At 69.8% G+C, this 23,422-nt stretch carries 23 protein-coding genes; 17 read left to right on the top strand and 6 right to left on the bottom strand.

What is annotated here, in order from left to right; genetic code table 11:
- Positions 1 to 15: 15 nt before the first annotated feature.
- From ACT6XY_RS03985 to ACT6XY_RS03965, 5 genes are all read right to left on the bottom strand, one after another.
- Positions 16 to 1,167, bottom strand: coding sequence for an ABC transporter substrate-binding protein (locus tag ACT6XY_RS03985; protein WP_444747036.1), 1,152 nt, complete (start codon positions 1,165 to 1,167; stop codon positions 16 to 18).
- Between the two features lie 188 nt (positions 1,168 to 1,355).
- Positions 1,356 to 2,132 (bottom strand): IclR family transcriptional regulator, encoded by a 777-nt coding sequence (locus tag ACT6XY_RS03980; RefSeq protein ID WP_444747035.1) that lies wholly within the window; start codon positions 2,130 to 2,132, stop codon positions 1,356 to 1,358.
- Between the two features lie 175 nt (positions 2,133 to 2,307).
- Positions 2,308 to 3,564 carry an NAD(P)/FAD-dependent oxidoreductase gene (locus ACT6XY_RS03975; RefSeq protein ID WP_444747034.1) on the bottom strand — a complete coding sequence of 419 codons (1,257 nt, stop codon included), beginning with the start codon at positions 3,562 to 3,564 and terminating at the stop codon, positions 2,308 to 2,310.
- Positions 3,565 to 3,604: 40 nt separating this feature from the next.
- A complete protein-coding gene (locus ACT6XY_RS03970) occupies positions 3,605 to 3,928 on the bottom strand; it encodes a 2Fe-2S iron-sulfur cluster-binding protein (RefSeq protein ID WP_444747033.1) in 324 nt (107 codons plus the stop codon).
- Position 3,929: 1 nt separating this feature from the next.
- Complete coding sequence (locus tag ACT6XY_RS03965; protein WP_444747032.1) at positions 3,930 to 5,153, bottom strand: cytochrome P450; 1,224 nt, start codon at positions 5,151 to 5,153, stop codon at positions 3,930 to 3,932.
- 235 nt (positions 5,154 to 5,388) lie between these two features.
- Between ACT6XY_RS03965 and ACT6XY_RS03960 the strand changes: the two genes are divergently transcribed.
- The 13 genes from ACT6XY_RS03960 to ACT6XY_RS03900 all read left to right on the top strand — a co-directional run bounded on the left by ACT6XY_RS03960 (position 5,389) and on the right by ACT6XY_RS03900 (position 18,435).
- A complete protein-coding gene (locus ACT6XY_RS03960; RefSeq protein ID WP_444747031.1) occupies positions 5,389 to 6,639 on the top strand; it encodes a sarcosine oxidase subunit beta family protein in 1,251 nt (416 codons plus the stop codon).
- Between the two features lie 6 nt (positions 6,640 to 6,645).
- Positions 6,646 to 6,909, top strand: a complete 264-nt coding sequence (locus ACT6XY_RS03955; RefSeq protein WP_444747030.1) for a sarcosine oxidase subunit delta — start codon at positions 6,646 to 6,648, stop codon at positions 6,907 to 6,909.
- Positions 6,906 to 9,866, top strand: a complete 2,961-nt coding sequence (locus ACT6XY_RS03950) for a sarcosine oxidase subunit alpha family protein (RefSeq protein WP_444747029.1) — start codon at positions 6,906 to 6,908, stop codon at positions 9,864 to 9,866. The genes ACT6XY_RS03955 and ACT6XY_RS03950 overlap by 4 nt, the downstream gene beginning before the upstream one ends.
- Entirely contained in the window at positions 9,859 to 10,458 is a 600-nt protein-coding gene (locus ACT6XY_RS03945) for a sarcosine oxidase subunit gamma (protein ID WP_444747028.1), read from the top strand. Before ACT6XY_RS03950 ends, ACT6XY_RS03945 begins: the two co-directional genes overlap by 8 nt.
- 73 nt (positions 10,459 to 10,531) lie before the next feature.
- Complete coding sequence (gene bchE / locus ACT6XY_RS03940) at positions 10,532 to 12,154, top strand: magnesium-protoporphyrin IX monomethyl ester anaerobic oxidative cyclase (RefSeq protein WP_444747027.1); 1,623 nt, start codon at positions 10,532 to 10,534, stop codon at positions 12,152 to 12,154.
- A 14-nt stretch (positions 12,155 to 12,168) separates the two neighbouring features.
- Positions 12,169 to 12,771 carry a bacteriochlorophyll 4-vinyl reductase gene (gene bchJ, locus ACT6XY_RS03935; protein WP_444747026.1) on the top strand — a complete coding sequence of 201 codons (603 nt, stop codon included), beginning with the start codon at positions 12,169 to 12,171 and terminating at the stop codon, positions 12,769 to 12,771.
- A 210-nt stretch (positions 12,772 to 12,981) separates the two neighbouring features.
- Positions 12,982 to 13,758 (top strand): ABC transporter permease, encoded by a 777-nt coding sequence (locus tag ACT6XY_RS03930; RefSeq protein WP_444747025.1) that lies wholly within the window; start codon positions 12,982 to 12,984, stop codon positions 13,756 to 13,758.
- On the top strand, positions 13,755 to 14,561 hold the full coding sequence (locus tag ACT6XY_RS03925) for an ABC transporter permease (protein WP_444747024.1): 807 nt from the start codon (positions 13,755 to 13,757) through the stop codon (positions 14,559 to 14,561). Before ACT6XY_RS03930 ends, ACT6XY_RS03925 begins: the two co-directional genes overlap by 4 nt.
- Entirely contained in the window at positions 14,558 to 15,316 is a 759-nt protein-coding gene (locus ACT6XY_RS03920; protein ID WP_444747023.1) for an ABC transporter ATP-binding protein, read from the top strand. Before ACT6XY_RS03925 ends, ACT6XY_RS03920 begins: the two co-directional genes overlap by 4 nt.
- Positions 15,313 to 15,642, top strand: a complete 330-nt coding sequence (locus ACT6XY_RS03915; protein WP_444747022.1) for a hypothetical protein — start codon at positions 15,313 to 15,315, stop codon at positions 15,640 to 15,642. The genes ACT6XY_RS03920 and ACT6XY_RS03915 overlap by 4 nt, the downstream gene beginning before the upstream one ends.
- Before the next feature lies 1 nt (position 15,643).
- Positions 15,644 to 16,702, top strand: coding sequence for an ABC transporter substrate-binding protein (locus ACT6XY_RS03910; protein ID WP_444747021.1), 1,059 nt, complete (start codon positions 15,644 to 15,646; stop codon positions 16,700 to 16,702).
- A gap of 614 nt (positions 16,703 to 17,316) precedes the next feature.
- Entirely contained in the window at positions 17,317 to 17,622 is a 306-nt protein-coding gene (locus ACT6XY_RS03905) for a hypothetical protein (protein ID WP_444747020.1), read from the top strand.
- Between the two features lie 345 nt (positions 17,623 to 17,967).
- Positions 17,968 to 18,435, top strand: a complete 468-nt coding sequence (locus tag ACT6XY_RS03900) for a hypothetical protein (protein WP_444747019.1) — start codon at positions 17,968 to 17,970, stop codon at positions 18,433 to 18,435.
- Between the two features lie 131 nt (positions 18,436 to 18,566).
- Here the strand turns inward: ACT6XY_RS03900 and ACT6XY_RS03895 are convergent, their stop codons facing one another.
- Positions 18,567 to 19,466 carry a LysR family transcriptional regulator gene (locus ACT6XY_RS03895; protein ID WP_444747018.1) on the bottom strand — a complete coding sequence of 300 codons (900 nt, stop codon included), beginning with the start codon at positions 19,464 to 19,466 and terminating at the stop codon, positions 18,567 to 18,569.
- 100 nt (positions 19,467 to 19,566) lie between these two features.
- Between ACT6XY_RS03895 and ACT6XY_RS03890 the strand changes: the two genes are divergently transcribed.
- The 4 genes from ACT6XY_RS03890 to ACT6XY_RS03875 are packed head-to-tail and all read left to right on the top strand — an operon-like array spanning position 19,567 to position 23,240.
- Entirely contained in the window at positions 19,567 to 20,235 is a 669-nt protein-coding gene (locus ACT6XY_RS03890; protein ID WP_444747017.1) for an RraA family protein, read from the top strand.
- Positions 20,232 to 21,323, top strand: a complete 1,092-nt coding sequence (locus tag ACT6XY_RS03885) for an Ldh family oxidoreductase (RefSeq protein WP_444747016.1) — start codon at positions 20,232 to 20,234, stop codon at positions 21,321 to 21,323. The genes ACT6XY_RS03890 and ACT6XY_RS03885 overlap by 4 nt, the downstream gene beginning before the upstream one ends.
- Before the next feature lie 51 nt (positions 21,324 to 21,374).
- Complete coding sequence (locus ACT6XY_RS03880; RefSeq protein WP_444747015.1) at positions 21,375 to 22,328, top strand: Bug family tripartite tricarboxylate transporter substrate binding protein; 954 nt, start codon at positions 21,375 to 21,377, stop codon at positions 22,326 to 22,328.
- A 3-nt stretch (positions 22,329 to 22,331) separates the two neighbouring features.
- Positions 22,332 to 23,240, top strand: a complete 909-nt coding sequence (locus tag ACT6XY_RS03875; RefSeq protein WP_444747014.1) for an NAD(P)-dependent oxidoreductase — start codon at positions 22,332 to 22,334, stop codon at positions 23,238 to 23,240.
- Positions 23,241 to 23,422 lie beyond the last annotated feature (182 nt).

Genomic DNA, 23,422 nt, shown 5'->3' with positions numbered 1-23,422 from the left:
TCACGACACCCGGCGTCAGACGTCGAGGCGCCGCTTGCCGTCCTTCACCACGGCGATGAAGTTGGGGAAGTCGACGCTGCCCTTGGCGTTGAAGGCGGCCGTGGTGCCGGCAGGGCCCTGCACCAGCTGGAAGTCCTTCATGCCGCCCTTGAGCATCTTCTGGATCTCCAGGCCGTCAGGCTTGCCGACGCGGCGCAGCGCCTCGATGCCGATGGTCATGGATTCGAAGCCGAGGGCGGAGAGCGTGTTGGCGTCGAGGTTGTGCCGGGCGCGGAACCGCTCGCCGAAGGCCTTGCCCACCGGGTTCGGCGTCGAGGGTTCGTAGAGGCTGGCGACGGCGAAGCCTTCCGAGGCCGGACCGGCGAGGCGGATGAAGTCGTCCGAGTTCATCGAGCCGGAGCCGACGAACTGGGTGCGGATGCCCGCCTCGACCGCCTGGCGCACGATGTTGGCGCCGTCACCCGCCCAGCCGCCGATATAGACCGCCTCGGGGCGCAGCGAACGCAGCTTGGTGAGCATGGAGGAGAAGTCCTGCTCGCCGGCATTGTAGCTGTCGGTGGAGAGGATCGTGCCGCCGACGCCGCTCACCACGCGCGTCACCTGGGCGGCGAGCGTCACGCCGTAGTTGGTGTTGTCGTGGATGATGGCCACCCTGGTCTTCTTGAACTTGTCGACGATGGCGCGGGCGGTGTCGTCGCCCTGGGCGTTGCTGTCCGGCCAGGAGCGGAAGAACCAGGGATCACCGGGGGTGTTCTGGTCGGTGGCGCCGGCGGCGGTGGATCCGCCCGACAGCATGGCGACCTTGTATTCGGCCGCGATCTTCGAGGCGGCGATCGCTACGGCCGAGGCATAGGTGCCGACGATGAACGGCGACTTCTCGCGCTCGATCAGGCGGCGCACGGCGGTGACGCCCTTGGTCGAGTTGCTCTCGTCGTCTTCCATGACGAGCTCGATCCGGCGGCCGAGCACGCCGCCCTTGGCGTTGGCTTCCTCGATCGCGAACTGGACGCCGGAGAGAATCTGGCGCCCCTCGATGCTGGCCGGGCCAGAGAGGGGGAGCATGCCACCAAGCCTGATCGGATCCGAGGACTGGGCGCGCAGGACGGACGGAGCGGCGACGCTCGCGCCCATGACGGCCAGCATGTGACGGCGGGAGAACTGCGTCATGGTGAAAACTCCTAGCGGAACCGTATCGACAAACAATACGGTTATATTGATAATCTGATACGCATGTTCACGCGCTGTCAAACCCCGTCGAAGGGGCGAAGCGCGCAAAATGTCGGCATGGGTGGCCTGTTTGAAACGCAGGACGGCCGTTCCTGCGGCAAGGCGCCGAGGCGTTCAGAAACGTCCCGTCAGGTGCTCAGCGCCCGGGCCGCCTCGATGGCCAGCGGCGAGAACCGCCGGCGAAAATCGGGGATGGCCCATTCGCTGAGCGAGCCTGCCACATGGACGGCGCCGATGGGCCGCCGGTCACCATCTAGCACGGCGGCCGCCAGGACAACCTCGCCGATCAGCGCTTCTTCCGCCGCCCAGGAATAGCCCTCGGTCCGCGCCTCGCGCACCTTCTCCCAGATCTCGGACAGGCCGGTGCGCGACTTCGGCGTCAGCGGCCGGCGGTCGGAGCGGGCAAGGAGATCGTCCACCGCCGCATCGGCCATCTGCGCCATGCAGGCCCGCCCGCCGGAGGACAGGAAGGAGGGAATGCGCCGGCCCGGCAGCGTCGCGTAGAAGGTCTCGCGCTTGCTCTGCAGGCGGATGGCGTAGATCGTCGAGGTATCGTCGAACAGGCTGAGGTCGACGCGCTCGCCGGCGAGCTTGCGCAGCTCCATCAGCACCGGCGTCGCCCGCTCGATCAGCGGGTTGGAGCGCAGGTAGTCGAAGGACCGGTCGAGCAGGCGGCGCCCGAGCATGAGTCCGCCGCTGTCGGCCCGCTCCAGATAGCCGCGCGCCAGCAGCGTCTGGCCGATCCGCTGGGCCGCGCTCTTGTTGATACCCGTCGCCGCCGCGATCTCGCCGAGCGATTTCGGCCGCGGGCTCTGGGCGAAGGCCTCAAGGACGTCGAGGGCACGGGCGACCGATTGCAGGAACAGGCGCTCGTCGACGGCGGTCACGCCGGCTGTCTTGGTCATCGTCGTCGCCGGACGGGCCTCGACGGCCCTCCTCCCCTGGTGCGATCCGTCCTCGCCGCGCCCGGGCTGTCGCCGGGCTCTGCGGGGGATGCATGGTTCTCGTCCGCGCCTGCTATGACTGCAGCACCGGTAAAATGCAACACGAGCGTATCGCCGCTCAATACTTGGGCGTGCCTCAAGCCTGCACCTTCACCCCGGCCGCCAGCGCCTTGAGATCGAAGCCGGCGGCCTCGGCCTCCCCGTAGGTCGGGGGGGCGGGCAGGGCGAGGATGCGCCGCGCCAGCATGTTGTCGCCCGGACGGTTCACCGATTCCACGCCGATGATCTGGCCCGCACGGAAGGCGATGAGGGAGAAGCGGGCGGCATCGCGGTCGCCGATGGTCACCTGGGCATCGAAGCCCGTGGTGAGTCCCGCCATCTGCAGCTTGAGGTCGCCCTGGTCGGACCAGAACCACGGCACCGCGTGATAGGGCTGCGGCTTGCCGGCGATCCGCGCCGCGACGACGCGGCCCTGGTCGATGGCGTTCTGCACCGATTCCAGCCGCATGCGGCCGCCGGCGAAGGGATTGGGATGGTTGCAGCAGTCGCCGATGGCCGAGACGGCGGGATCGGCGGTCTGGAGGAGCGCGTCGACGACGATACCGTTGTCGACCGCGAGGCCGGCCTCGGCCGCGATCTCCGCATTGGCGATGCCGCCGATGCCGACGAGCACGAGGTCGGCGGGCAGCGTCTCGCCGCCGGCCAGCGCAACGCCGGTCACCCGCCCGGCCGGGCCGACGATGCCCTCCACCGCGGCACCGAAGCGAAACTGTACGCCGGCGATCTCATGCCGTTCGCGGAAGAAGGCGGAAATGGGCGGCGTCACCGCCCGCGCCATGACCCTGTCGGCCGCCTCGACCACATGGACCTGCTTGCCGCGCTTGGCGGCAACGGCCGCGAATTCGAGCCCGATGAACCCGGCGCCGATCACCACGACGTCACCCGCCGCCTCGAGCAGGGCGCCGAGCGCCCGGGCGTCGGCAAGGGTACGCAGGGTCGCGACACCGGCCAGTTCGCCACCTTGGCCTGTCCACGACCTGACGCGCGAGCCCGTGGCGATCACCAGATGCTCGTAGCCGCAGGAGCGGCCGTCGGCGAGGTGGACGCGGCGGGCCGCGCGATCGATGCGCGTCGCGGCGACGCCGGCGGCAAGGCGGATGTCGGTCCTGTCGAGCATCGCCTGCGGCCGCAGCACGAGGGCGTCCTCCGTCACGGCACCGAGCAGGAAGCCTTTCGACAGCGGCGGACGCTGGTAGGGCAGGACCGCCTCGTCGCCGATCATCTGGATGGTGCCGTCAAAGCCTTCCTCGCGCAGCGACAGCGCCGCCTGCAGGCCCGCCTGTCCTGCCCCGAGGATCACGACGTCGGCTTGGGGGGCGAGGGACTGGGTCATTGGCATTCACACGGGGTCTGGGGCTGACGCCCCGGCGGCGTCAGATCTGCGCGTCCGGCACCGTTACCACGAGCCCATCCAGCGCGTCAGTAAGGACAATCTGGCAGGAGAGCCGCGATGTCGCCCGCCGCTCGCTGGCGGTCGCGTCCAGCATCTCGTCCTCAGCCGCGCTCACCGGCGGCAGCCCGTCGGCAAAGGCCGGATCGACATAGACGTGGCAGGTCGCGCAGGCGAGCGAGCCGCCGCACTCCCCGAGGACGCCCGGCACCTGGGCCCGCACCGCCGCCAGCATGAGGCTTACGCCGGCGGCGGCGTCGATCGTCACAGGGCGTCCGCGCGGATCGAGAAAGGTGACGCGCGGCATGTCAGGCCGCGGTCACGACGAGCGGCAGCGTCTTCAGGCTGCGCAGATTGTTGTTGAGGGTGCGCGTCGGCGCGCCGGCCAGTTCCAGGGTCTTCACCTGGGCGACCATGGCCTTCAGCACCGCCTCCCCCTCGAGGCGGGCGATCATCTGGCCGATGCACATGTGCACGCCCGTGCCGAGGGCGAGATGGCCCATGGTCTGGCGCGTCACATCGAAGGCATCCGGCCGCTCCCACTGGTCGGGATCGCGGTTGGCGGCGCCGAGCATGATGAGGATCTTCGAATCGTTCGGCACCGTCACGCCGTCGATCACCACCTCGCGCGTGGTCTGGCGGCAGACGTTCTGGATCGGCGTCTCGAGCCGCATCGCTTCGTCGAGGGCGGGACGGATGCGCGAGGGATCCTCCCGCAGCAATGCCCATTGCGCCGGGTCCATCGCCAGGTACCACAGCGCCGCCGAGATCATGCTCGACGTGGTGTCGAGGCCGCCGCGCAGGAAGGAACGCACCAGCAGCGGCGCCGTCTCCTTGTCGATCTCGCCGCGGTCGGCCGCCTGGAAGATTTTTTCGCCGAAGCCGCCGGGCACCATGGCCTCGCGCTTCATGCTGTCCATGTACCAGTCCCAGATGGCGTCGGCCTTGCGCTGCGTCGCCTCGAAGCGCGCGTTCTTCGGACCCTGGCCGTCGAAGTTGAGGGCGCCCAGGAGGAAGAGATTGTCGCGCCGCTCGGGCGAATGGGCGAGGCCGAGCGCCTCCGGGAAGGTGGTGGAGACATAGGTCTCGGCGAGGTCGTGGACGCCGCAGAAGGCGCCCTTCCCGACGAGTTCCGCCACCAGCCGATCCGCCTCTTTCTCGAAGTCCTCGCGCCACTGGCGGATGACGGCGGGGGAGAGGATGCGCTGCAAAACCGTGCGCACATGGGTGTGCTGCGGCGGGTCCACCTCGACGATAGGGCTCGCCGCGCGCCAGGCTCCGGGCTTGCGGATGTCGGCGAGGCCCGAGCCGCCCGTTGAGGAGAAGGTCTCCCAGTCCTTGAGCACCGGCATGATGTCACGATGCCGCCCCATGGCGTGGACGCCGTAGCGCGACAGGAAGACGACGGGGCCGGCGGCCCGGACGGCGGCGTGCATGGCGCCGGGCGCGTCCAGCGCGGCGTCCGCATAGGGATCGACGTCGATGATGGGCGCGGCGAGACCCTCGGACGAATGCAGGGCGGCGTCGGGCATGGCATGTCTCCGTCGGCTGGCCTGGCGGCGGGGGTCCGCAAGGCGTATCGCCAGAAAATACGGCAGTATTGTACGATCTTGCGGATGGGACAGCCGGCATGTCAATCGCCGCGCCCTGCCCGCGCTGCATGGCTCTTGCCCGGCGATGGGTGACGGATGCGCGCCGGCACGACTGGCGCGAGCGCGCGCGAGCGGCGACAATACCGCTCCACCGCCCTTCGGACGCCTTTCGCCCATGCGCTATTCCGTCTTCTCGCTGCTCGGCCAGGCCCTCGCCGGCAATAAAGGCTGGAAGCCGGCCTGGCGCGACGCCGCGCCGCAGCCCCGTTACGACGTGATCGTCGTCGGCGGTGGCGGCCATGGGCTGGCGACCGCCTACTACCTCGCCCGCACCCACGGCATCGCCAACGTCGCCGTGCTGGAGCGCGGCTGGATCGGGGGCGGCAACGTCGGCCGCAACACCACCATCGTCCGCTCCAACTACCTGCTGCCCGGCAACATCCCGCTCTACGAGCTGTCCATGCAGCTCTGGGAAGGGCTCGAGCAGGACATCAACTACAATGCCATGGTCAGCCAGCGCGGCGTCCTGAATCTCTACCATTCCGACGGCCAGCGCGACGCCTATGCCCGCCGCGGCAACGCCATGCGCCTGCACGGCATCGACGCCGAACTCCTCGACCGGGAGGGCGTGCGCCGGCTCTATCCCTTCCTCAACTTCGATCAGGCGCGGTTTCCCATCCAGGGCGGCCTGCTGCAGCGGCGCGGCGGCACGGTGCGTCACGACGCGGTGGCCTGGGGCTATGCCCGCGCCGCGAGCGACCGCGGGGTCGACATCGTCCAGAACTGCGCCGTCACCGGCTTCCTGCGCGAGGGCGGCCGCATCACCGGGGTCGAGACCACCCGCGGCACCATCCGCGCTCCCAAGGTCGCCCTCGCCGTGGCCGGCAGTTCCTCGCAGGTGGCGGCCATGGCGGGGCTGCGCCTGCCCATCGAGAGCCACGTGCTGCAGGCCTTCGTCTCCGAGGGGCTGAAGCCCATCATTCCCGGCGTCATCACCTTTGGTGCCGGCCATTTCTACATCAGCCAGTCCGACAAGGGCGGTCTCGTCTTCGGCGGCGACATCGACGGCTACAATTCCTATGCCCAGCGCGGCAACCTCCCCGTCGTCGAGGACGTCTGCGAGGGCGGCATGGCGCTGATGCCCGCCATCGGCCGGGCGCGGATGCTGCGCAGCTGGGGCGGCGTCATGGACATGTCCATGGACGGCTCGCCGATCATCGACCGCACGCCTCTCGACGGCCTCTATCTCAACGCCGGCTGGTGCTACGGCGGCTTCAAGGCGACGCCGGGCTCCGGCGCCGTCTTCGCCCATCTCATCGCCCGCGACGAGCCCCATCCCGCCGCGACCGCCCTCACCCTCGGCCGCTTCGCCGCGGGCCGCGTCATCGACGAGAAGGGCCAGGGCGCCCAACCGAACCTGCACTGAGGACCGATGCGCATTCCCTGCCCCTATTGCGGCCCGCGCGACAGTTCCGAGTTCGCCTATCTCGGTGACGCCGCCCCGCGCCGGCCGGTCGACGGCGATGTCGAGGCCATGGCGACCTACGTCTATCTGCGCGACAACCCGGCAGGCCTGATGGACGAGCTCTGGTACCACGCCCAGGGCTGCCGCTCCTGGCTGGTCGTCTCCCGCGACACGCGCGACCACGCCGTCTCGGGCGCCCGCCTCGCCGCCGCGCCGGGAGCCTCCGCATGAGCGTCAACCGCCTCGCCTCCGGCGGCCTCGTCGACCGCGAGACGCCCATCGGCTTCACGTTCGACGGCCGCCCGCTGACGGGCCTCGCCGGCGACACGCTGGCCTCGGCGCTGGTCGCCAACGGCATCCGGCTCGTCGGCCGCTCCTTCAAGTATCACCGCCCCCGCGGCATCGTCTCCGCCGGCCCCGAGGAGCCCAATGCTCTCGTCGAGAAGGGCCGCGGCGCCTATCGGGAGCCGAATACCCGCGCCACCACCATCGAGCTCTATCCAGGCCTCGACGTGGCCAGCCAGAACCGCTGGCCCTCGCTGCGCTTCGACGTCCAGGCGCTGGGCCAGTTGGCCTCGCCCGTGCTCGGCGCCGGCTTCTACTACAAGACCTTCATGTGGCCGGCCGCCCTTTGGGAAAAGCTCTACGAGCCCGCCATCCGTCGCGCCGCAGGCCTCGGCCGACTCTCCGGCGCGCCCGACCCGGACACTTACGAGAAGGCCTACGCCTTCTGCGACCTGCTGGTGGTCGGCGCGGGCCCCGCGGGCCTCGCCGCCGCGCTCACCGCCGGCAGGGCCGGCGCGCGCGTCATCCTGCTCGAGCAGGACTTCGCCCTCGGCGGCCGGCTCCTCAGCGACGATCTGGAGATCGACGGCCTGCCGGGCCCGGTCTGGGTCCGCGAGGCGGAGGCCGAACTCGCCGCGCTGCCGAACGTGCGCATCCTCACCCGCACCGCCGCCTTCGGCCTCTATGACGGCGAGATCGGCGCGGTCGAGCGCCTGACCGACCACCTCGCGGTCGCCCCCGCCGGCCTGCCCCGCCAGCGCCTTTGGACCATCGTCCCCGCTCGTACGGTTCTTGCCGCCGGCGCCCTCGAACGCCCCGTCGTCTTCGGCGGCAACGACCGGCCCGGCATCATGCTCGCCTCGGCGATGCGGACCTATGTCCGGCGTTTCGCTGCCCTTCCCGGCCGGCAGGTCGCGGTCTTCACCACCACCGACGACGGCTGGCGCACGGCTGCCGCCTTTGCCGCCGCCGGAGCCCCGGTCGCGGCGGTGATCGACGCCCGCCGCGACGTGGCGCCGACCGTGCGGGCGCTTGCCGGCGACGCGCCGGTCTATCTCGGCGCCCGCGTCCTCGACGCGGTGGGCGGCCAGGCCCTCACCGGCATCGAGGTGATCGGCGACCACGGCCGCCGCCGCATCGCCGTGGACGGGCTCGCCGTCTCCGGCGGCTTCAATCCCGATGTCGCCATCGCCACCCATCTCGGCCACAAGCCGCGCTGGGCCGACGAGATCGCCGCCTTCGTCATGAATGATATGCCGGCTAATGTCTTCATCGCCGGTGCCGCCGCCGGCCGGTTCACCCTCGCAGAAGCCCTCGCCGACGGCGCCCGTCTCGGCGCCGAGGCTGCCCGGGCCATCGGCCGCGCGACGGTCGACCAGCCGGCCTGGCGCGCGAGCGACGAGACCTTCGCCGTCGCGCCGCTCTTCCACGTGGAGGGCGGCCGCGGCAAGGCCTTCGTCGACCTGCAGAACGACGTCACCGACAAGGACGTCGCCCAGTCCGTGCGCGAGGGCTTCGTCTCGGTCGAGCACCTGAAGCGCTACACGACGCTCGGCATGGCCACCGACCAGGGCCGCACCTCCAGCGTCAACGGCCTCGCCATTCTCGCCAGCCTCACCGGCCGCAGCATTCACGAGACCGGCTCGACCCGGGCCCGGCCGCCGCATGGCCCCGTCGCCATCGGCGCCTTCGCCGGCCTCCACACCGGCACCCATTTCAAGCCGACCCGCCTCACCGCCTCACACGGCTGGGCGAAGGAGCAGGGCGCCGTCTTCGTCGAGGCGGGGCAGTGGCTGCGCGCCCAGTGGTTCCCCCGCCCCGGCGAGACCGACTGGCTTGAGAGCGTCACCCGCGAGGTTCAGGCGGTGCGCTCGGGCGTCGGCATCTGCGACGTCTCCACCCTCGGCAAGATCGCGCTCGCCGGGCCCGACGTCGGGGCCTTCCTCGACCGGGTCTATTGCAACACCTTCTCGACGCTCCCCGTGGGCAAGGCGCGCTACGGCCTCATGCTGCGCGAGGACGGCTTCGTCATGGACGACGGCACCACGGCGCGCCTCGGCGAGGACGAATGGGTCCTCTCCACGACGACGGTGAATGCCGGCAAGGTGATGCAGCACCTCGCCTTCTGCCACCAGGTGCTGTGGCCCGAGCTCGACGTGCAGATGGTCTCGGTCACCGAGCAATGGGCCCAGTTCGCCGTCGCCGGCCCCCGCTCCCGCGACCTGCTTCAGAGGCTGTTTGGGGCCGGCACCGACCTGTCGAACGCTGCCTTTCCCTATCTCGCCTGCCGCGCCTTCCCGCTGGGACCGACGACGGCGCGGCTCTTCCGCCTCTCCTTCTCGGGCGAACTCGCCTACGAGATCGCCGTCCCCGCCGGCTATGGCGACGCCCTCGTCCGCGCCCTGATGGAGGCCGGCCGCGACCTCGGCGTCACGCCCTACGGCACCGAGGCGCTCGCCGTCATGCGGGTCGAGAAGGGCCATGTCGCCGGCGCCGAGCTCAATGGCCAGACGGTCGCCCGCGATCTCGGGCTCGGCCGGATGATGTCCAGGAAGAAGGACTATGTCGGCCGCCTCATGGCCGAGCGCGAGGCCCTGAGTGACCCCGCGCGCCCGACCCTCGTCGGGCTGAAGCCGACGGTCGCGGGGGTGCGGCTGCGCGCCGGCGCGCATTTCCTGCCCCTCGGCGCCGCCACCACGGCCGAGAATGACCAGGGCTACATGACCTCCACGGCCTTCAGCCCCACCCTCGGCCACTGGATCGGCCTCGGCCTTCTCGCCAACGGACCGCAGCGCCTGGGCGAAGAGATCCGCGCCTATGACCCCGTCCGCGGCGGCGACGTCGTCGTCGAGGTGGTGAACCCCGTCTTCGTCGATCCGGAAGGAGCCCGCCTCCATGGCTGACATCGCCCTCGCCGGTCTCGCCCATCGCGGCGGCTATGCCGGCCTCGGCCGCCGGGCCGGAACCGGCGCCGGCGTCCTCGCCGTCGAACGGGCAGGCCTTGCCGCCGCCACCGTCATCGCGCGCCGCGGCAAGGCGGGGGAGGCCGCCGCCGCCCTCGGGCGCCATCTCGGCCTGACGGTCGCCGACGGTTCGCGCCGCGCCGCCTCGTCCACGGCCGATGTGCTGGGCACTGGCCCCGGCACCTGGCTGGTGATCGGCGGGGAGGATCGCGGCTTCGCCGCCGGGCTCGCCGCGGCCCTCGCCGGCCTCGCCGCCATTGTCGACCAGTCCGACGGCCAGGCGGTACTTACGCTCAGCGGCGCGCGGCTGCCCGAAGTGCTGGAAAAGGGCGTGAGGATCGATCTCGATCCCGCCAGGTTCACGCCCGAGGACGTCGCGGTCACCGCCGTCGCCCACATCGGCGTCACGCTCTGGAAGATCGACGCGGCGCCGACCTTCGGCCTCGCCCTTCCCCGCAGCTATGCCGCGAGCTTCCAGCACTGGCTCGAGGCCTCCGCCGGACCGGCGGGCTTGAGCGTCGAATCCGACTGAGCCGCGATTGACCCACGTCAAATCGAGTTGACGTCCCTTGTGTCACATTTAGTTGACACAAGGGGGCACTGCCATGCGGATCCTGTTCGTCCACCCGAACTATCATTCCGGCGGCGCCGAGATCGCCGGCACCTGGTCGCCCTCCTGGGTCGCCTATCTGACCGGCCACCTGCGCCGCGCCGGCTTCGACGACATCCACTTCATCGACGCCATGACCGAGGACGTCTCGGACGAGGACCTTGCCCGCCGGATGGCGAAGCTCCAGCCCGACGCGGTCGGCGTGACCTCCATCACACCCTCGATCTACAAGGCGGAAGGCGTGCTGAAGATCGCCTCCGAGGTCGTTCCGAAAGCCGTCCGCGTCCTCGGCGGCGTCCACGCCACCTTCATGTACAAGCAGGTGCTGAGCGAGGCGCCCTGGGTGGACGTGATCGTCCGCGGCGAGGGCGAGGAGATCTGCACCGAGCTGATGAGCGCCATCCGCGACGGCCGCTGGCCCGCCGCGCGCGCCTCCATCAAGGGCCTCGCCTTCCGCGACGGCGACCAGATCGTCGCCACCGCCGCGGCGGCGACCGTCAAGGACATGTCGACCATCAGGCCGGACTGGTCGATCCTCGACTGGAGCAAGTACATCTACATCCCGCTCGGCACCCGCGTCGCCATTCCAAACCTCGCCCGCGGCTGCCCCTTCACCTGTTCCTTCTGCTCGCAGTGGAAGTTCTGGCGCGACTACCGGGTGCGCGACCCGAAGGACGTCGTCGACGAGATCGAGGACCTCGTGGTCAATCACGGCGTCGGCTTCTTCATCCTCGCGGACGAGGAGCCGACCATCAACAAGAAGAAGTTCGTCGCCTTCTGCGAGGAGCTCATCGCCCGCGGGCTGCCCGACCGGGTGAAGTGGGGCATCAACACCCGCGTCACCGACATCTACCGGGACCGGGAGGACCTGAAGTTCTACCGCAAGGCCGGGCTCGTCCATGTCAGCCTCGGCACCGAGGCCGCCGCCCAGCTCAAGCTCGACCAGTTCAACAAGGAGACCAAGGTCGAGGAGAACAAGACGGCCATCCGCCTGCTGCGCGAGGCCGACATCTTCGTCGAGGCGCAGTTCATCGTCGGCCTCGACAACGAGACGCCGGAGACGCTGGAAGAGACCTACCGCATGGCCTGGGACTGGCAGCCCGACCTCGCCAACTGGTGCATGTACACCCCCTGGCCCTTCACGCCGCTCTACCAGGAGATCCGTGATCAGGTGGAGGTCTTCGACTTCTCCAAGTACAATTTCGTCACGCCGATCATGAAGCCGGCCGCCATGGAGCGGGGCGAGCTGCTCGACGGCGTCATGAACAATTACCGCCGCTTCTACATGCAGAAGGCGCTGTTCCATTACCCCTGGCGCGGCACGGGCTTCCGCCGTCGCTACCTGCTCGGCTGCCTCTACGCCTTCCTGCGCGCCGGGTTCAAGCGCAGCTTCTACGACCTCGGCAAGGCCGGCTACTGGGGCCCGCAGACGAAGAAGACGGTCGATTTCCATTTCGACGAGACGCGCACCATCGCCGAGGCGCAGCTCGAGGACTGGGAAGCCTCCGCCGACCGGGCCGCCAAGGCCGCCGAGCGTCGCGACGCGGTGCGCGCCCAGATGAAGGAGCGCGCCGAGATGCGCGCCTGCGGCGGCGGCCCCTCGCACACCCACGCCTGACGGGGAGGAAAGCGATGTCCCCGGCCGCGCATGGCCCGGCGCCAGTGATCGGGCCCAATGCCGTGCTCCAGATGGTGCCGGCGATCGCACGGGAGCTCGGGCCCCCTCGCCTCGCCGACATCCTCGCCCGCGCCGGTGTCGCGAGCCTTCCCGACGGCACGGCGATGATCCCCGAGGAGGATGCCGCCCGCCTGCACCGGACCCTGCGCGAGGCGGAGCCGGCCGCGGCGCGGCGCATCGCCGCGGCGGCGGGCCTGGCGACGGCGAACTACATCCTCGCCCACCGGATTCCGCGCGGCGCACAGCGGGTGTTGAAGGCCCTTCCCGCGGCCCTTGCGGCACCGGTCCTCGCCCGTGCCATCAGCCGCCACGCCTGGACCTTCGCCGGCTCGGGCGCGTTCCGCCGCCGCGACGCCTGGACCTTCGAAATCGCCGGCAACCCGCTGATCCGCGGCGAGAGCAGCCCCGTGCCGCTCTGCGTCTGGCACGCTGCGGTCTTCGAACGGCTTTACGCGGCCCTCGTCGCCCCGGACTGCCGCTGCGAGGAGGTGACCTGCGCCGCCCAGGGGTCGGATGCCTGCCGCTTCCACATCCGGCGCGCCTATTCCGTCCGCTGACGGGACGTCCCGCTCACCGGGACGGGCCTGGCCGCAGGTGAGCCATGCAACCCCCGCCATCTTGCAATTTGGGCCCAGCCCTTGGAGGCTCCCCGCCATCGCGACGACGTCCCGCAGGTTCGCTCGACCGGACCGTGACAAGGAGGCGCAGCGCGGTGCCGCTCTCGGGCGGCAGGAGGCGCGGCCCGGCCGTGCCTGACGGGAGGACGGATGGAACGCACAAGCCGCTTCAGCGCGGCCCTGATCTTTGTCGCGCCGCTCGCCGTGCTGGTCGTCCTCTGGGCCGTCCTGGTGCCGGCTCTCGGCGTCCGGCCGCAGATCTTCCCCTCCGTCGCCGCCGTCGGCCGGGCCGGCATCGACAGCATCCTCGACGGGTCGCTGCTGCGACACGTCGCCGCCAGCGTCTCGCGCGTCGCCATCGGCACCGTCCTTGCCGTGCTCGTCGCCGTCCCCCTCGGCATCCTGATGGGGGTGAGCCGCGGCGTCTCCGCCTTCGTCACGCCGCTGATGCGCTTCTTTTCCGTGCTGGCCGGCATCGCCTGGATCCCGATCGCCACGCTGTGGTTCGGCTACGGCTTCGGCGCCATCGTCTTCGTCATCTTCAACGCCGTCTTCTTCGTCGTCGCCTACAACACCCTGCTCGGCGTCTCGACCATCCCGATGACCCTGCGCCATGCCGCGGCCTCGCTGGGCGCGGGCCGCCGATCCATGCTCACCGACGTGCTGCTGCCGGGCGCCCTGCCCAACATCGTCACCGGCATCCGCACCGGCCTCGGCTTCGCCTGGCGCGGCCTCATCGCCGCCGAGATGATCGCGACCGACGTGGGCCTCGGCTACATGCTCTTCGTCGCCCGCGACTTCTACCAGACCGAGGTCATCGTGCTGGGCATGATCGTCATCGGCACGCTCTGGCTCTTGATCGACCGGCTGCTCCTCGTGCCGCTGGAACGGGCGACCATCGAGCGCTGGGGGCTGGTCAGCCCATGAACGCGCTTCTCTCCCTCTGGAGCTTTCTGCTCAGGACCTCGGTGAAGTGGCCGGTCCTGCGCACGCTCGCGCCCTTCGTACCGGTCGTCGCCCTCTGGTGGGGTGTGGCGGCATGGGGGCCCTTCCCGCCCGCCTTCTTCCCCTCCCCGCCCGACGTCTGGATGAAGTTCGTCACGCTGATGGAGAAGGGGATCCTGCCGGAATATCTCGGCGACAGCGTCGGGCGGCTCGCCATCGGCGCGGCGGTCGGCATCGGCCTCGGCGTGCCGCTGGGGCTATGGGTCGGCTTGAGCAAGGGCGCCCACCGCGCCCTCTGGCCGGTGCTCCTGTTCTTCCAGGCGATCGGCGACATCGCCTGGCTGCCGATCCTCATCATCTGGTTCGGCTTCGGCCTGACCACCATGACCTTCGTCATCGTCTACACCGTGCTCTTCCCGGTCATTCTCAACACCGTCCTCGGCGTTCGCTCGGTGCGCATCGAGCTGCATCGCGCCGCCCAGAGCCTCGGCGCGCCACCCTGGCGCATCCTCACCGAGGTGGTGGTGCCGGGCGCCCTGCCCAACATCATGACCGGGCTGCGCAACGGCCTCGGCTACGGCTGGCGCGCGCTGATCGCCGCCGAGATGATCGTCGGCACCAGCGGCATCGGCTTCCTCATGTTCGATGCGCGCCGCGCCGGCTCGGTCACCGAAATCGTGCTGGGCATGATCGTGCTCGGCATCCTCTGGTACATCGTCGACGCCTGGATCCTCGCTCCCATCGAGCAGGCCACCGGCCGGCGCTGGGGATTGGTCACGCAGTGAAGTCGCTCAGCCTGAAGAACCTCGCGAAGACCTATTTCGACGCCTACAAGGGCGAGCACGTCACCGCCATTCGCGACGTCTCGCTGGAGGTGCCGGCCGGCGAGTTCGTCTCCATCGTTGGGCCGTCCGGTTGCGGCAAGTCGACCATCCTCAACATGGTCGCGGGCTTCATTCCCCACTCCGGCGGCGACATCCTCGTCGGCGGCGATCCGGTGAAGGGCCCCGGCCCCGATCGCGGGGTCGTCTTCCAGTCCTTCGCGCTCTTTCCGTGGAAGACCGTGCTCGACAATGTCGGCTTCGGCCCGAAGATGCGCGGCGTGCCGAAGGCGGAGCGCGACGCCATCGCCCGCGAGTACCTGGCGCTCGCCGGCCTGTCGCACGCCGCCGACCGCTATCCGAACGAACTCTCCGGCGGCATGCAGCAGCGCGTCGGTGTCGTCCGGGCGCTCGCCAACGAGCCGGACGTGCTGCTCATGGACGAGCCCTTCGCCAGCGTCGACGCCCAGACCCGCATGACCCTGCAGGACGAGCTCTCCCGCATCTGGGAGGAGCGCCGGCCCACTGTGGTCTTCATTACGCACGACGTGCCGGAGGCGGTCTTCCTCGCCAACCGCGTCGTCGTCCTCTCCAAGGGCAAGGTGCTCGCCGAGGTCGACGTGCCGATCAGCCGCCCGCGCGTCTGGGACCGGCTGGTGGCCGACGATCAGTTCAAGGATCTCTCCAACCAGGTCCTCGCCCTGGTGAGGTCGGCATGAGGCTCCTTCACCAGGCCCTCGGATCCAGGCGCGGCCTGATCCTGCTCGGGCTCGCCGCCGCATGGCTCGGCTGGCAGGCCTGGATCTTCGCCACGGCGCCGGCCAAGGTCGCCGGCGGCTTTCCCGACCGCCAGCGCGTCAACGCGCTGATCACCCTGCCCTTCGCCCCGGAGCGTTTCCACATCCTCGTCTTCCAGCGCTACGGCCGCGTCTCCGGGACGGACGGCAACCGCGTGGAACTGCGCGGCATCGACAGAAGCCAACTCGGCGCCATCGCCCGGCACTACTGGGTGAGGCGGATAGAGCCACTGCAACAGGGAGGATGACATGATCACGAGAAGGACGGCCCTCGCCGGAACGCTGCTCGCAGCGCCCGCGCTCGCCTATGGCCAGCAGATGACCAAGCTCAAGGCCGGCATGGTCACCGGCATCGACCAGATCGGCCTGCCGATCGCCCTCGAACGCGGCTTCTTCGAGAAGCAGGGCCTCGACGTCGACATCGCCCGGCCCTATGCCACCGGCGTCGACGCGCTCAACGCCCTCCAGGCGGGCGAGAGCAACATCGTCCAGGTCGGCGTGCCGATGATCGGCGCCGTCGTCCGCGGCATGGACCTCGTCGCCCTCGCCAACTATTCCGGCAAGGCCACCGCCCGCGGCTCCGACGCCACCATGGCGCTGGTGGCACGCGGCGATTCCGGCATCACCCGGGGCAATCTCGCCAGCCTCAAGGGCAAGCGCATCGCCGCCTCCTTCGGCACGATCAACCACCTCTACATCCTCGCCCTGCTCGAGAAGGGCCGCCTGACGCCGGCCGACGTGACCCTCGTGAACACTCCGCCGCCGGACATGACGGTGGCGCTGCTGGCCAAGGGCATCGACGCCTTCGTCGGCTGGGATCCCTGGCCGATCGTGGCTTTGAAGGACGTTCCCGGCGCGGTCGAGATCATCCGTGGCGGCGACGCCATCGCCTATGTCGGCTTCAACGTGGGTCTGCGGCCCTGGGTGGCCACCAACGGGCCGACCATCGAGAAGTTCCTGGTCGCCGTCTCCGAGGCCGACCAGTGGATGCGCAAGAACCCGAAACCGGCGGCGCAGGTCGCCACCCGCTGGATCCCCGGCCTCAAGCAGGAGATCGCCGAGGCAGCCATGGAGTTCAACATCCAGCAGGCCGACCGCCGCCTGTCGGCCAACAACTACCGCGCCATGCACGAGGCTCTCGACCGCCTGCACCGGCTCGGTTTCCTGCGTTCGACCTTCGACGTCAACAAGCACTTCGAGCCGAAGCACATGGTGAAGGTGATGCAGGACCACCCGGCCCTGTTCGCCGACCTTCCCGCCATCCCGGCAGACGCCGCCATCGGGCCCGGCTTCGTCTTCAAGCCCTGACCCGCCTGCGGCCGCCGGCCGCTCGCCCATTCCGAGCATGACACGCCCGGAGCCCCCGCAAGGAGGTTCCGGGCGCTGCTTTTTGACCCCATGGCGGGATCGATGAGGCGCGAGCTGCAACCACAGCATCATGCCGCGCCGAAGTTCCCGCCGGTCGGCGACAGAAACTGCGGGAATACGTCATATCGGACGACGTCCGCGGCCAGACAGTAAATTACCTGAGGTTGCACGTTGATTCCGCTGCACGGACGATGTCTAAAGATCAAATAACGCTTCCTTAATGGGAAATGAGGGCCCCAGCAGGATGATGCCGGCATACCGGTGCCAGGTCCTCATCCGCATCTCTCGTCGCCTCTGATAAAGAGCTCGAATTGTATTTATCGGTTCTCTTCTCTGCGCACATCACGCAGCACGTCAATCATGTGATATTCATTACTCGATACGATGCCGTAACAATGCAAAACAATATGAAACTTTGTATTTGTATCAGGTAGACTCCGGATATGCGTCCGTTAAACCAACGTCCTAACGTAAGGTCGCGTTGTCCGCGGCGAGTGTGAGGCCCCTTCAAAGCGTCGACGCTTCTTTCAGGTAGCTACGTAAGGAGAGTAACCATGAGGAAGACGTTCTTGGGACTTGGCGTCCTCGGAGCCGCGATGCTTGGGGGCCTTTCGACCCCGGTGCAGGCGACGACCTATGTCGAGACGCGGACCATGAGCCGCTACATCGCCTGCTTCGACCGGGTCTATGTGCCGGCCCGTGTGCTGGTGAACACCCGCGGCCGCCAGGTTCGCGCCCCGGGCCAGGCCTGGGAGATCTCCGGCAACCGCTGGGACCAGGTGCGGACGCTGGGCGTCTACATCCAGACCGAGCGGGTCATCGAGCAGGACCACCATACGCTGCGCCGCCGGCCGTGCTGACCATGGGAGGAGGCGCAGCAAGCGCTGCGTCTCCTCGCCTTTCGGCGAGCGGGGTCAACCTGAAATAGGCCCTGATCGCCTCGCGGCTGGCCGGACCGGTCTCTTCGACCGTGACCCGGTCCGCCGTTTCGCAGATGCGCAATTCCATGCCGTCCTTGGTGACGGCCTGCCGGCAGGACGGCCCGCTCAGGACATCCCTGAATCGCAATGGGTCGGCGCAGCCGGTCGCGGCCAGCGACATCGCGGCCAAGAGGATTGCAGAACGCATGCAGGTCCTGTCCGCCATGCCGCACCGGTAAACGGACATGGTTAACAAACCCTTTCAGCGGCCGGCGGAGGCAGACCATGCGCGTTCCACACATTGCTCTCGTGGGAGTGGCGGTTCTCGTGGGCGGCTGTCAGTCGACCGCGATGCGGCAATCACCCGCCACCTCCGACCTGCGTCCCGCGGCGGGACGCGACATGGCCGCCGGGGCGGTCTGGCACACCACCTCCACCGCTTCGGGCGGGGGCGGGCGCTGGATCGTCGGGAGCGAACCGGGCCGGGTCGTCTATGAAAGCCGCCTGGCGGCGCCGGGTCTGCAGGAGGTCACCGCCGATCAGGTGGCCCGCATGACCGCGCCGCAGGCTGAAGCCGGCGACGGGTGCCGGATCGAAATGCATGACGGAGGGCGGCGGGCCAGCGGAGGGGTGTACCGGCAGGGTTGCGCCGGTTCCCCCTTAGCTGACGTCGTCGCCTGGCGGCGCCAGGGCAGCGACTACGTCTTCACCCGCAGGGACGGCCGCACGGTGCGCGTCGACATCATCGACTGAGCCGACGCAGGTCCGCGGAGGCGCGCGGTGAGCGCTCAGGGCGCGGCACAGCCGCTGCCAGCCTGCTCCGCCCGATCGCTCGTCACCCAGCCCCAAATCCCGAGGCAGCCTGATCGGCAGGACCGATCCGGTCAGCCCGGCGGTACGGCCGCGTCCCGAAGTCTGGCTCCGGCGCGCGAGAAACCGTGCACGGCGGGCGAGGTCTCTCCCCGCCGGGTGCCGATGCAGACTTCCACCGCTTCCGGCCCGTCGCCCACGCGCAGGAAACGCACGCCCCTGACGCCGAGGCGTGCCGCCACTTCCGGTACCAGGGCGACGCCGAGGCCGGCCGAGACGAGGCCGACGACGGTGTGGATCTGGGTCGCTTCCTGAACGATCGGCGGGGTGACTCCGGCACGGTCGAGCGCGCCGGTGATGCGCGCATGGAAGAGGGGACTGGTGAGCCGCGGAAAGCCGATCATCGGCGTCGTCGCGAGATCACGCAGCGACACCGCCTCGCAACGCGCCAGCGGCATGTCCTGCGGCACGGCGAGGAGGAAGTGCTCGCGCCGGATGGTCTCGAAGACCACGCTTTCGACACCGGCCATAGGCCTGAGGATGCCCACGTCGATGTCGCCCGCGACGAGGGCCGCCGCCTGCTCCACCATGGTCATCTCGGACAGGTCGAGCACCACCTGCGGATGGTCGTGGGCGAAGAGCCGCAGCAGTTCGGGCAACGTCCCGTAGGTAGAGGAATGAATGAAGCCGATGCGCAACCTGCCCGACTTGCCGTCGGCGGCTGCCCGCGCCTCGTCCGCGGCGCGGCGCAGGTCGTCGAGAATGCGGCGCGCGCGGGGAAGAAGGGTAAGACCGGCCGGGGAAAGCGCCACACGGCGCTGGCTGCGCGCGAACAGCACGGCGCCGACGTCTTCCTCCAGCTCGCGGATACGGCGGCTGAGATGGGGCTGGGCAATGCCCAGCCGTGCCGCGGCGCGGCCGAAATGCAGGTCCTCCGCGAGAACGACGAAGCTGCGCAGGCGCACGACATCCATGTCGATACGGATAGCGCATCAATCGGGCGCTTTCAATTTATTGGACGTCTATTGGGCCGTGCCCATACTCCCTCCGCAAAAGGCGCGTCCGGGAGGACATATGACCATCGGTTTTCGCGTGTTGCCGCGTGTGGCGGCGGACAAGAAGCTCGTCGCGGCCCTCGGGGGGGTGCCGACCTCCATCGCCTCCGACAACATGGGGCGGATGTTCGCCGGCGGCTGCGGCCTGAGGCCCTTCCACCGCGGCGGCGCGCTGATCGGCACCGCCTTCACGGTTCGCACCCGGCCCGGCGACAATCTCATGGTGCACAAGGCCATCGACATGGCGGAGCCCGGCGACGTCGTCGTCGTCGACGCCGGCGGCGACCTGACCAACGCCATCATCGGCGAGATCATGCTGTCGATCGCCGCCCGCCGCGGCCTCGCCGGCTTTGTCATCGACGGTGCCGTCCGCGACACCGAGCATATCGGCGCGTCGCCCCTGCCGGTCTATGCGCGCGGCATCACCCATCGCGGCCCCTACAAGGACGGCCCCGGCGAGCTGAACGGCCCAGTGAGTATCGGCGGCATGCCCGTCATGCCCGGCGACATCGTCATCGGCGATGCCGACGGCGTGCTCGCCATTCCCCAGGCGGATGCGGCCGAGGTCGCCCGGCTCAGCCGCGAACAGATGGCGCGCGAGCAGGCGATCCTTGCCTCCATCGCCGATGGCAGCATCGACCGCTCCTGGGTCGACGCCACACTGAAGGCCAGGGGCTGCGCGCTGTGAACCACTACGCTCCCGAAGCCCTCACCGGGTTCTGCACGGCGGCGCTGGTCGCCGCCGGGGTGGGGCAGCCGATCGCCGCGTCGGTGGCCGAGTCCCTCGTCTATGCCGACGTGCGCGGTGTGGAGTCCCACGGCGTGCTGCGCCTTCCCATCTACGTCCGCCGTGTGCGGGAAAAGATGGTGGACGTGATCCGGGAGCCCGCCGTCGTCCAGGACCGGGGCGCCACGGCGCTGATGGACGGCGGCAACAATTTCGGCGCCTATGTCGGTCAGAAGGCCCTCGACCTGGCCATGGCGCGGGCGCGTGACTACGGCGTGGCGACCGTCGGCGTGCGCCGGTCCAACCATTTCGGCACCGCCGCCTATTTCGCCGAGCAGGCGGCGGCCCGGGGCCTCGTCGCCGTCATCGTCTCCAACGCCTCGCAGACCATGCCGCCGACGGGCGGCATCAGGCCCTTCCTCGGCACCAATCCGCTGGCGATCGCCGCCCCCACCGGCGGCCCCACCCCGTTCCTGCTCGACATGGCGACCAGCCAGGTGGCGCGCGGCAAGATCATCGCCGCGGCGCGGCGCGGCGAGGCCATCCCCGAGGGCTGGGCCATCGATGCGGCGGGACAGCCGACGCGCGATGCGGAAGCGGGCCTCGCAGGCGCTGTGCTGCCGCTGGGCGGCGCCAAGGGCTATGGTCTCTCCATGGCCATCGACATCCTCGCCGGCGTGCTCACCGGCGCCGGTTACGGCCCGCACGTGCGCAACATGTACGAGGACTGGGAAAACCCCCAGGATGTGGGCCATGCCTTTATCCTGATCGACATCGCAGCCTTCATGCCGATGCCCGCCTTCATCGCCCGCATGCAGGACTATCTGGCCCTGCTGAAGGCCGAGCCGCGGGCGCCCGGCGTTGCCGAAATCCTCTTCGCCGGGGAATACGAGCATCGTCTCGCCGAGGGGCGCAGGACCGGGGGCATCGTCCTCGTCCCCGCGCTCGTCCAGGAACTGGCGGCGCTGGCGGCGGACCTCGCCGTCGCCATGCCGGACCCCATCGACACATCCGACCGCCGGAGTGGAACGGCCGCCGCCGGCGCCTGACCGCTCCATGACCAAGTCGCCGCAGCGCGACACCGCAAAGGGAGGAATACCATGTTCGACCGCCGTCACTTTCTCAGCCTCGCCGGGTCCGCGCTCGTCGCCCCGGTCGTCTCCGCAAGGGCACAGTCCGGCTGGACGCCGGACCGTCCGATCACGCTCGTCGTCGGCTTCCAGGCGGGTGGCGGCACCGACGTCACCGCGCGCGCGGTCGCCCAGGCCGCCGAGGGCATTGCGCCCGTGCCGGTGGTGGTGGTGAACCGCCCGGGCGCTGCCGGTGCCATCGCCGCCGAATTCGTCGCGCGGGCCGAACCCGACGGCTACACGATGCTGGTGGGTGGCGGCAGCGAGAGCACGACCCTGCCGCACTACAACCGCCTGAACTACAAGCTCGAGGACTTCCGCGGCATCGCCCGGGTCAACCGCGAGCACATGGTGCTGGTCACCTACGCGAAGGGCGGCATCAATTCCGTCGCCGAACTCGTGAAGCGCGCCAAGGCGGAGCCTGGCAAGCTGACCTACGGGTCCTCCGGGCAGGGCGGCATCCTCCACGCCGCGTTCCAGGCGCTGGAGAAGACGGCCGGCATCCAGATGACCCACGTCGCCTATCGCGGCGGCGCCCACGCGCTCCAGGACGTCCTCGGCGGCAGGCTCGACATGACGCTGCTGACGCCCGCCGAGGCCAAGAACCAGGCCGATGCCGGCAACGTCTTCATTCTCGCCACGACGTCGAACCGGAGCGGCATCCTGCCCGAAACGCCCTCGCTCACCGAGGCCGGGGTTCCGGTCAACATCGAAAACATGAAGGGACTAATGATTTCGACCCGAACCCCGGCGCCGATCATCGCCTACCACGATGCGCTCTTCGCCCGCGTCCTGCAGAGCGACCGCATGAAGGACCTGGCGCAGCGGACGAACCTCGATCTCGCCTATCTCGACGGCGCCGGCTTCATGAAGGCCATGGAGGACACCTCCCGGGCGGTTCTCGCCGCCAAGGGAGATTCCTGAGCCATGACGCATCCGACGGACAGGGTGGCGTTCATCGGCCTCGGCGTCATGGGGGCCGGCATGGCCGCCAACCTCGCCCGCAAGGGCTTCGACACGACGGTGTTCAACCGCAGCGCCGCCAAGGCGAAGCCCGTCGTCGCCGCCGGTGCGCGCCTCGCCCCGTCCGCCCGTGACGCCGTGGAAGGGGCGGGCGTGGTCTTCCTCTGCCTGCCGGCGACGGGGGACGTCGAGGCAGTGCTGTTCGGCCCCGCAGGGATCGCCGCCCGCCTCGCCGCCGGGACGGTGGTCGTCGACACCAGCACCATCGACCCGGTGGCGACCCGCGGCTATTCCGAGCGCCTCGCCGCTCATGGCGTCATGATGCTCGACGCCCCGGTCTCCGGCGGCCAGAAGGGCGCCGCGGACGGCACGCTCACCTGCATGGTCGGCGGCCCCGACGAAGCGCTGGCGCTCGCCCGGCCGTTCCTCGCGGCGATGGCGACGACCATCGTCCATATCGGCGGAAGCGGGGCGGGTCAGGTTGCCAAGGCCTGCAACCAGATCTGCGTCTCTGCCAATCTGGTCGGCGCCAGTGAGGCCATGGCGCTGGCCATGAAGATGGGGGTCGATCCGGCGCGCGTGCGCGAGGCCCTGCTCGGCGGGGCGGCGCGCAGCGCGGTGCTGGAGCGGCACGTCCAGAAGCTGCTGGACCGCGACTTCCGTCCCGGGTTCCGCACGACTTTGATCGCCAAGGACCTCTCCATCGCGGCGAAGGCCCTGGACGACGCCCGTGTCTTCGCCCCCGTCTCCGCCGTCGTCCTGCAGGTCATCAAGGCGCTCGCGGCGTCCGGCCGCCAGGACGACGACTGGTGCTCCGTAGGCGACCTCGTCCAGCAATTGTCGGCCGTCCCGCAGGAGGCCGGAGCCGCGTAGGAGCGCTGAGGACCGGCTCTCCGAACCCGGACCGGGAGCATCCCACGAGCGTCGCGGGCAGGCGGGCCAGACCAGCCCATCCGATCCGATCTCCTGAATCCCGGGTGTCCCATGTGATGGCGCGGGGCGCACCCGCGTCTCCATCCCATTGGCGACGCCTCCGCCGGCCGCCGGCGGTTCAT

This window comes from Phreatobacter sp. (genome assembly GCF_052440005.1).
Classification (GTDB): domain Bacteria; phylum Pseudomonadota; class Alphaproteobacteria; order Rhizobiales; family Phreatobacteraceae; genus Phreatobacter.
This window is presented reverse-complemented; position numbering and strand designations above follow the sequence as displayed.

What these genes read in the sequence shown, in the direction of transcription:
- ACT6XY_RS03900 (WP_444747019.1), top strand. Translation starts at nt 17,968, where the DNA reads ATGCGCGTTCCACACATTGCTCTCGTGGGAGTGGCGGTTCTCGTGGGC.
- ACT6XY_RS03970 (WP_444747033.1), bottom strand. Translation starts at nt 3,928, where the DNA reads ATGCCGCGCGTCACCTTTCTCGATCCGCGCGGACGCCCTGTGACGATC.
- ACT6XY_RS03985 (WP_444747036.1), bottom strand. Translation starts at nt 1,167, where the DNA reads ATGACGCAGTTCTCCCGCCGTCACATGCTGGCCGTCATGGGCGCGAGC.
- ACT6XY_RS03960 (WP_444747031.1), top strand. Translation starts at nt 5,389, where the DNA reads ATGCGCTATTCCGTCTTCTCGCTGCTCGGCCAGGCCCTCGCCGGCAAT.
- ACT6XY_RS03905 (WP_444747020.1), top strand. Translation starts at nt 17,317, where the DNA reads ATGAGGAAGACGTTCTTGGGACTTGGCGTCCTCGGAGCCGCGATGCTT.
- ACT6XY_RS03875 (WP_444747014.1), top strand. Translation starts at nt 22,332, where the DNA reads ATGACGCATCCGACGGACAGGGTGGCGTTCATCGGCCTCGGCGTCATG.
- ACT6XY_RS03890 (WP_444747017.1), top strand. Translation starts at nt 19,567, where the DNA reads ATGACCATCGGTTTTCGCGTGTTGCCGCGTGTGGCGGCGGACAAGAAG.
- ACT6XY_RS03895 (WP_444747018.1), bottom strand. Translation starts at nt 19,466, where the DNA reads ATGGATGTCGTGCGCCTGCGCAGCTTCGTCGTTCTCGCGGAGGACCTG.
- ACT6XY_RS03980 (WP_444747035.1), bottom strand. Translation starts at nt 2,132, where the DNA reads ATGACCAAGACAGCCGGCGTGACCGCCGTCGACGAGCGCCTGTTCCTG.
- ACT6XY_RS03930 (WP_444747025.1), top strand. Translation starts at nt 12,982, where the DNA reads ATGGAACGCACAAGCCGCTTCAGCGCGGCCCTGATCTTTGTCGCGCCG.
- ACT6XY_RS03950 (WP_444747029.1), top strand. Translation starts at nt 6,906, where the DNA reads ATGAGCGTCAACCGCCTCGCCTCCGGCGGCCTCGTCGACCGCGAGACG.
- ACT6XY_RS03945 (WP_444747028.1), top strand. Translation starts at nt 9,859, where the DNA reads ATGGCTGACATCGCCCTCGCCGGTCTCGCCCATCGCGGCGGCTATGCC.
- bchE (WP_444747027.1), top strand. Translation starts at nt 10,532, where the DNA reads ATGCGGATCCTGTTCGTCCACCCGAACTATCATTCCGGCGGCGCCGAG.
- ACT6XY_RS03965 (WP_444747032.1), bottom strand. Translation starts at nt 5,153, where the DNA reads ATGCCCGACGCCGCCCTGCATTCGTCCGAGGGTCTCGCCGCGCCCATC.
- ACT6XY_RS03955 (WP_444747030.1), top strand. Translation starts at nt 6,646, where the DNA reads ATGCGCATTCCCTGCCCCTATTGCGGCCCGCGCGACAGTTCCGAGTTC.
- ACT6XY_RS03975 (WP_444747034.1), bottom strand. Translation starts at nt 3,564, where the DNA reads ATGACCCAGTCCCTCGCCCCCCAAGCCGACGTCGTGATCCTCGGGGCA.
- ACT6XY_RS03915 (WP_444747022.1), top strand. Translation starts at nt 15,313, where the DNA reads ATGAGGCTCCTTCACCAGGCCCTCGGATCCAGGCGCGGCCTGATCCTG.
- ACT6XY_RS03910 (WP_444747021.1), top strand. Translation starts at nt 15,644, where the DNA reads ATGATCACGAGAAGGACGGCCCTCGCCGGAACGCTGCTCGCAGCGCCC.
- bchJ (WP_444747026.1), top strand. Translation starts at nt 12,169, where the DNA reads ATGTCCCCGGCCGCGCATGGCCCGGCGCCAGTGATCGGGCCCAATGCC.
- ACT6XY_RS03925 (WP_444747024.1), top strand. Translation starts at nt 13,755, where the DNA reads ATGAACGCGCTTCTCTCCCTCTGGAGCTTTCTGCTCAGGACCTCGGTG.
- ACT6XY_RS03880 (WP_444747015.1), top strand. Translation starts at nt 21,375, where the DNA reads ATGTTCGACCGCCGTCACTTTCTCAGCCTCGCCGGGTCCGCGCTCGTC.